The sequence below is a fragment of the Hyphomicrobium sp. genome (assembly GCF_020852195.1).
GTDB lineage: Bacteria > Pseudomonadota > Alphaproteobacteria > Rhizobiales > Hyphomicrobiaceae > Hyphomicrobium_C.
The window spans coordinates 1-7,549 of the sequence record NZ_JADZBI010000022.1; the positions used below are offsets into that span (position 1 = coordinate 1).

The 7,549-nt window shown below is 64.5% G+C and carries 5 protein-coding genes; 1 reads left to right on the forward strand and 4 read right to left on the reverse strand.

The window, feature by feature from the left end; genetic code table 11:
• The 4 genes from IT540_RS01765 to IT540_RS01780 all read right to left on the reverse strand — a co-directional run.
• Positions 1 to 1,652: PQQ-binding-like beta-propeller repeat protein (locus IT540_RS01765; protein WP_291172402.1), on the reverse strand; the 1,652-nt coding region annotated here is incomplete at its 3' end.
• Between the two features lie 607 nt (positions 1,653 to 2,259).
• Positions 2,260 to 4,626 carry a molybdopterin cofactor-binding domain-containing protein gene (locus tag IT540_RS01770; protein ID WP_291172405.1) on the reverse strand — a complete coding sequence of 789 codons (2,367 nt, stop codon included), beginning with the start codon at positions 4,624 to 4,626 and terminating at the stop codon, positions 2,260 to 2,262.
• Positions 4,627 to 4,629: 3 nt separating this feature from the next.
• The gene (locus tag IT540_RS01775) at positions 4,630 to 5,082 is read right to left on the reverse strand and encodes a 2Fe-2S iron-sulfur cluster-binding protein (RefSeq protein ID WP_291172409.1); all 453 of its coding nucleotides are present in this window, start codon (positions 5,080 to 5,082) and stop codon (positions 4,630 to 4,632) included.
• Positions 5,083 to 5,167: 85 nt separating this feature from the next.
• On the reverse strand, positions 5,168 to 6,817 hold the full coding sequence (locus IT540_RS01780; protein WP_291172411.1) for an L-lactate permease: 1,650 nt from the start codon (positions 6,815 to 6,817) through the stop codon (positions 5,168 to 5,170).
• Positions 6,818 to 6,969: 152 nt separating this feature from the next.
• On the opposite strand from IT540_RS01780, the gene IT540_RS01785 reads away from it, so the two are divergent.
• Positions 6,970 to 7,548, forward strand: a complete 579-nt coding sequence (locus IT540_RS01785) for a GntR family transcriptional regulator (protein WP_291172413.1) — start codon at positions 6,970 to 6,972, stop codon at positions 7,546 to 7,548.
• Position 7,549: the final 1 nt, after the last annotated feature.

Sequence of the window (7,549 nt, forward strand, 5' to 3'; positions counted from 1 at the left end):
GCCGCCTTGACGGCGGGGTGGTTGATAGGGCCCTTTCCGGCGGGAACACGCCACTTGTGCTCGCCGGTGTTCATGTCGATGGCCGTGATGGTCGAGAACGGCGGCTTGAACAGCGGCAGGCCGTCCGGACCGCCGACGCCAGCCCAGGTGCCGGTGTACTTGTGCGCCGAAGCCCCTGCGACCTCTTCCTTGATCTTGATCGCGAACGGGATGGTGAAGGACGGCACGTAGAGCACGCCGGTCTTCGGATTGTGCGCCGCTCCGGCCCAGCTCGCGCCACCAAGGACGCCGGGGACCAGAAGCGTGCCCGCCTTGTCACTGGTCGGCGGCGTGAACAACGGACCGTGGTTGTAGCGATTGAGGATCTTCTTCGCTTCCTCTTTCAGCTCCGGCGTGAGGTCGATCAGGTCGTCCTCGCTGGCGCCCTGCTGAACATAGGGAGCAGGCTTCGAGGGGATGGGCTGCGTCGGAGAGTACTCCTCGCCCGGGATGTTACCCGCCGCGACAGCCTTCTCCTCGATGGGCCAGATCGGCTCGCCGGTGAGGCGGTCGAAGGCATAGACGTAGCCCTGCTTCGTCACCTGGACAGCGGCCTTGATCTTCTTGCCGCCGACGGTGACGTCCATCAGGTTCGGACCCGTCGGAAGGTCGTAGTCCCAGACGCCATGGTGCACCATCTGGAAGTGCCAGGCGCGTTTGCCGGTCTTGGCGTCTACCGCGACGAGCGATTCCGCGAACAGGTTGTCGCCCAGGCGATGGCCGCCGTAGAAGTCGTTCGACGGCGTCGAGAGCGGGAGATAGACCGTGCCCGTCTCGTCGTCGCATGACGGCCGAGCCCACATGTTCGCGCTGCCCGTCTCGTCGAGACCGCTCTTCCAGGTATCCGCGCCATCCTCACCCGCAAGCGGCGGGTTGTGGAACATCCAGACCCGCTTGCCGGTCTTGAGGTCGAAGGCCGGGACGTCGCCGGGCGGGTGGTACTTGAACGGCGGGCGGCCGTTTGCGAACGAGTCGAGGACTGCCAAGCTCGGAATGACGTTGCCGCCGCATACGATCGGCGGCGAGCTCACGGTCACGAGGTCGCGCTGAACCGGGCGACGCTTGTGGATCGTCAGGTCGACGCGGCCGTTCTCGCCCCAGCTCTCGACGGGCTTGCCGGTGTTGGCATCGAGCATGATCAGGAAGCCGTCCGGCGTGCCGGCGATGATGCGCTTCTCGCCGTCGACCTCCGCATACGTCAGGCCGCGGCTGATGAAGCCCAGGTTCGGCGCCTGTCCCGCCAGATAGCCTTGCGAGTCGTAGAGCCACTTCTCCTTGCCGGTCAAACCATCGACAGCCGTGACGATGCCGAGCGGCGAGGTCGCGTAGACCGTTCCGTCGATCGCGAGCGGGGTCGACTCATTGACCCACGTGCGCAGATCCGGGTTCTCGGCCGCAAGGTCGTTACTCGGCAGCGAAAGACGCCAGACGATCTTCATGTTCTTCACCGACTCGGCCGTCGCCTTGCCGTCAGGAAGATACCTCGAGCTCGTCTTGTCGCCCGTGTACTCAGTCCAGTTTCCGCCGCCCGCGTGCGCCGCCATGCTGGCGCAAACCGCCATGCACGCTGCGAGCGACCATCTCGTCAGCCCACCTTTGCCCTTGGAGAACATTTGCCTCACCTTCAGTGTTTCGTTTTTCTAGCGAGCACGTCGGCGGGCACTGCGTAGAAAGCGCACCCCCTCCGCGCCTGCAGGATCCGCGCGAAATTGCTTCACGCAGACCCTGCGGAGCAAAAGGGCAGGCAAGCGTTATGCCAGATCATTTTTTGAGACCCGATGCACGTCCCAAACCGGCCGGCAGGCGGAAAGGCTGGATTGCCGTGGCCCCGGCGCAGCCAAGGGTAGGAAGCGCATTACGCTGATTTTCCTTCCCTAATTTGGGTTTCTGTTTTTCCCGAGGGGTGCCAGCCGCAGTGTCCAAAGACAGTAGAAGGCGTTCGTTAATCCAGCCGGGCGAGCGAGCTTCGACACTCACAACTTTGCGCCACGTGTTGCAGTCATAAGATGAGTGCGCAGAAATTTTCCTGATTTTGCGTCGACGCACGCAGGCGCCTGCGTGGGCGATTGCAGAAGTTAACCCTCAGTTGGCTGTCGGTTTCTTGGTAAAGGCCGGCGCCCGCAGCCTCTGCAAAAGGGGGGCCCTTGATTCCGCAGGGACAATGAAATCGCGCCGGACCTGATACGGTCCGGCGCGATCGGTTACTTCGGCAAGCGTGGCTCAGGCCACTTTCTCGCCCATCGGCAAGTTGCGCAGACGCTTGCCGGTCGCGGCGAAGACTGCATTGGCGAGTGCCGGCGCGAACGGCGGCAATCCCGGCTCGCCGATGCCGGTCGCGTGCTGCCCCGCCTTCGGCTCGACGATATGCACGTCCACCTGGCGCGGGAAGTTGCGCATGGTGGCAATGCTGAAGTCCGAGAAGTTCGACTGCTCGACAGCGCCGTTCTTGAACGTGATACCACTGTAAAGCGCGTGCGACATTCCCATCACGGCGGCGCCCTCAATCTGCGAGCGGATGCGCTCGGGATTGACGTAGAAGCCGCAGTCGAGCGCGGTGACGGCGTGCGGGACGGTAATGGTCCCGTCGTCCGTCACCTCCGCGTGCACGACGGTGGCGACGGCCGTGCCCCAGGCTATGTGCGCGGCGATGCCGAGCCCCTGGCCCTTGGGCAGCTCCTTGCCCCAACCCGCCTTCTCGGCGGCGATGCGCACCACGTTCTTCAAGCGCGCGGTGTCGATGGGGAACTCCTCGTAGGGATCGCCGTAGTTCCAGAAGTCTTCCGGGAAGCCCAGGGCCTTCGGATCAAGCTTGCGGTCCGGACCGATGAGCTCGAGCAGGAAGTCCTTCGGGTCCTTGCCGAGCTGGTGGGCCGCCTCGCACACGGCGGACTGCACCGCGAACAGACGCGGAATGTTCGACACCGACCGGTACCAGCCGATGCGCGTATGCGCCATCGCCTTGCCGTTCTCGCAGCGGATGTTCGGCACATCGAACGGTGTGTTCACGAAACCCATGCCGTACTCGATGTTGAACTGATAGCCGCTGTCGGGCGCGAACGTGGACAGGATCGACGGCGCGACCGTGCGGTGCCGGAAGCCCGTGACCTTGCCCGCCTCGTCGAACGCCATGTCGATGCGCTCCACGGACGCCGTGTGGTAGAACGAGTGGCGCGTGTCGTCGTCGCGCGTCCACTGCAGCAGCACGGGCTTGCCTTCCAGCTTCTGCGAGATGAGCGCCGCCTCAACCATGTAGTCCCACTTCGACTTGCGACCGAAGCCACCGCCGAGCAGCGTGACATGCACCGTCACGTCCTCGATCGGCAGCTTGAGTGCGGCGGCGATGTCCTGGCGCGCGCCGTAAGGGCTTTGCACCGGTGCCCATACCTCCGCCTTGCCGCCCTCGATACGCGCGACGCAGACCAACGGCTCCATAGGCGCCTGCACCAGGTGCTGCATATGGTACTCGCCGGTGAACGTGCTCTTGGCACCGTTCCAGGCGGCGTCGAAGTCGCCCTGGTTGCGGATCACCTTGCCGGGCTCGGAGGCCGTTTTCGACATCTCCTTGAAGAAGGGCACCGAGTCATAGCTGGCGTTGGGGCCGTCGTCCCATTCGATCTCAAGCGCGTCACGGGCCAAGATGGCCGCGTAGGTGGAGTTGGCAACCACCGCGACGCCGCCGAGCTGCCCGAACTTGCGCGGCACATCGTACACGCCCTCGATCTCGAAGACCGACTCCACTCCGGGGATCTTCTTGGCCTCGGTCGCATCGAAGGACTTGATCTTGCCGCCGAGCACGGGAGGCCGCGCAATTACCGCGAACTTCATGCCCGGCAGACGGACGTCGGCGCCGTAGACCGCCTTGCCCACGGTAATGTCGCGCAAATCGACGATCTTGGTCTCGCCCTTCCGCATGAGCGTGAACTCTTCGGGCGTCTTGAAGAGCAGGGACTCGCGCGGCGGCACCGGAAGCGCCATCGCCGCCTCCGACAGCTCGCCGTATCCGAGCTTGGGTCCCGTCTCCTTCTTCGCCTCGTCGAGCAAGACGACGTGATGCGCCTTGGCACGGCAGAGCGAGACGTCGACGCCCCATTTGGCGGCGGCAGCCGTCTCCAGCATCTGGCGCATGGCGGCGCCGCACTCGCGCATGGGCTGGATGAAGTGACGCATCGAGCGCGAGCCGTCGGTGTCCTGGTTGCCGTAAAGCGGCTCGTCGCCAGGGGCCTGCACCACGCTCACCCGCGACCAGTCGGCCTCCATCTCGTCGGCGACGACCATCGGCAGGCTGGTGCGGATGCCGGTGCCCATCTCCGCGCGGTGGGTCACGATGGTGACGGCACCGTCGTTGGCGATGGAGACGTAGACGTGCGGGTCGCTGGCCTTGCCATAGCCGTGCGGCATGCCTTCGCCGCCCGTCGGGTACGGCTTCAACGGCTCGAGGGCCTCGGCGTTCGGCACGCTGACCGCGAGCACGAAGCCGGAGGCAGCAAGCGCGCCGCCGAGGAACTTGCGGCGACTGACGTTCTCGATGATGGCGCGGGTCGAGCGGTGCTCGAGCTTGCGCGCTTCCTTCTCAAGATAGTGCAACATGGCTCATACTCCTCCCGCCGCAAGGCGTACAGCCGCGTGGATGCGCTGATAGCAGCCACAACGGCAGAGGTTTCCACTCATCTCCTCGACGATCTCGTCATCGGACGGCGCGTTGTTCTTCGACAGAAGCGAGGCGGCCTGCATGATCTGCCCCGCCTGACAGAAGCCGCACTGCGGCACGCTGAGCTGGCGCCAGGCCTTCTGGACGGCATGCTCGCCGTCGGCGCTGAGCCCCTCGATGGTGGTGACGGACTTGCCCTCGGCCATCTCGATCGTTGTCATGCAGGCGCGTACGGCCACGCCGTCGAGGTGGATGGTGCAGGCGCCGCACACGCCCTGTCCGCATCCGTATTTGGTGCCGGTCAATCCGGCCTCGTCGCGCAGATACCAGAGCAGGGGCGTGCCTGGATCTCCGTCGAAAGTGCGGCTTTCGCCGTTCACGGTAAAGGTTGCCATGCGTATTCTCCCGATTTTACGGCGGCGCCAGGCCGCCAACTGCGTCGTGATCCGATTGGTCCCTAAGCCTGTCCTTTCCGGTTGTTCAGGGTGCAAGGAGCGTCAGAGGCCATACGTACGCCTGGCCCATGACCAGAAGACCGACGAGGAACGCCAGCGCGACCGAATGGAAGAACACGAAGCGAAGGATCGAGCCTTCGTGCCCGTACCAGCGCGTGGCAGTCGAGGCGACGACGATCGACTGCGCATCGATCATCTTGCCCATGACGCCGCCGGAGCTGTTGGCCGATGCCATCAGCACCGGATCGATGCCGAGCTGCTCGGCTGTGACACGCTGCAGGCCGCCGAACAGGACGTTCGAGGCGGTGTCCGAGCCGGTCAGCGCAACGCCGAGCCAGCCAATGAGCGTGCCGAACAGCGGATAGAGCCAGCCCGTATTGGCCAAAGCGAGGCCCAAAGTGGCATCTGTCCCAGAGTAGCGCGTGACGAAACCGATCGCCAGCATGCAGGCGATGGTCAGCAAAGAATATCGCACGAGCCAGATTGTGCGGAGGTACATGCGGACGAGACCTGCCGGGCCGTAGCCGAGAAAAAGTCCAGAGACGATGGCCGCGATGAATATGCTGGTTCCCGTCGCCGATAGCAGGTTCAAGTTGTAGACCGCGGCCTCGACGTGGGGCTCGGCGACGACGGGCGGCATCTTCTGCACCATCTCGTTGAGCCCGGACACCGGCACCTTGGCGGTCCAGACGCCGTCGAGACCCGCGCGCACCTGAGGTATGCCCCACAGGAAGATGAACACGCTGAGCACGACCCAGGGCGTCCATGCGCGGCGGATCGCCGGATTGGACAGCGGGCTGCTGGCGGGCGCATCCGCGAAGGCGGCGCTTTCCGAGGGCGTGCGCGGCGCCGACGTCATGGGATCGGCCGGATGCCAGATGCGTAGAAATGCGGCCAGGGACGCCATCGAGACGACGGCAGCGACGATGTCGACCAGCCATGGCCCGTGAAAGTTCGAGATGAGGTACTGAGGGACCGCGAAGGCAACGCCCGCCACCAATATCGGCGGCCAGACCTCGATCATCTTGCGGAAGCCGACGAAGGCCCACACGAGCCAGAACGGCACGATGAGAGAGAAGAAGGGAAGCTGGCGTCCGATCATCGCGGACAGCTCGAGGAGGTCGAGGCCGGTGACGGCCGCGAGCGCGATGATCGGCGTGCCGAGCCCGCCGAAGGCGACCGGTGCCGTGTTGGCGATCAGAGAAAGCCCGGAGGCGGCGAGCGGCGAGAAGCCGAGGCCGATCAGCATGGCGGCGGTGACGGCCACGGGCGTTCCGAACCCGGCTGCGCCTTCGAAAAAGGCGCCGAGGCAGAAGGCAATAAAGAGAAGCTGCAGGCGCCGGTCGTCGCTGATGGCGCTGATGGATCGCTGGAGAATGGCGAACTCGCCCTTCTCGCTCGTCAACTGGTAGAGGAAAATGACGTTGAGAATGATCCAGCCGATGGGCATCAGACCAAACGCGGCGCCATAGGCGGCCGCCAAGCCAGCCATGTGCGCCGGCATGCCGTATGCGAAAACGGCGACGATAAGAGCGGCTATGAGCCCGAGAGCGGCCGCGATATGCGCGCGGATCTCGAATATGCCGATCGCGCCCAGCAGCACGGCAACGGGGATGGCGGCGACCATGGTCGAAAGGACCATGCTGCCGAAAGGGTCATACACCTGTGACCACATACGTCCCCTACCCTACCGATGCGGTTTCTTATTTGGTAAAATTACTATACCACCGGGTGTGCCCTGGTCAAAACGTGTTATATGTACATTAGTGGAGTGCACGTCGGTTGTTCGTCCGCATACGGCTGCCGAGGCTCCACGACGGGAATCGCATGGAAGCAATTCGCCCAAAAAAGATTGCGGACGCGATCGCGACGCGCATCGAGAAGCTCATCCTCGAAGGTGCGCTGCGACCCGGCGAGAAGCTCGCATCCGAGCGCGAGCTGGCGCAGCGTCTCGATGTCTCGCGGCCGTCGCTGCGGGAGGCCATCGACAAGCTCGTCGATCGCGGGCTGCTCAACGCCACGCGCAGCGGCACCTCGGTTGCGGAGTTCCTGACGCCGCTGATGATGCCGCTCGCCAACCTCTACCGCGAGCATGAGAACGCGGCAGTGGACTATTTCGAGTTCCGGCAGTGGGTCGAGGCGCAAGCGGCGCGCGCGGCTGCCGAGCGGGCAACGGAGGTGGACAAAGCAGCCATCCTCGCCTGCCTCGCCGATATGCGCAAAGCCCACAAGAGCAAGAACCCGACCCGCGAGGCGCAGGCGGACGTCAACCTGCATATCCTGGTCTACGAGGCGAGCCACAATTTCATCGTGCTGCACGTCATGCGCGCGCTCTCCGAGCTGCTGCGCAACCACGTCTTTTACAATCGCGAGCACCTCTATCTGAGGCCGGGCGTGCGCGAGTAGC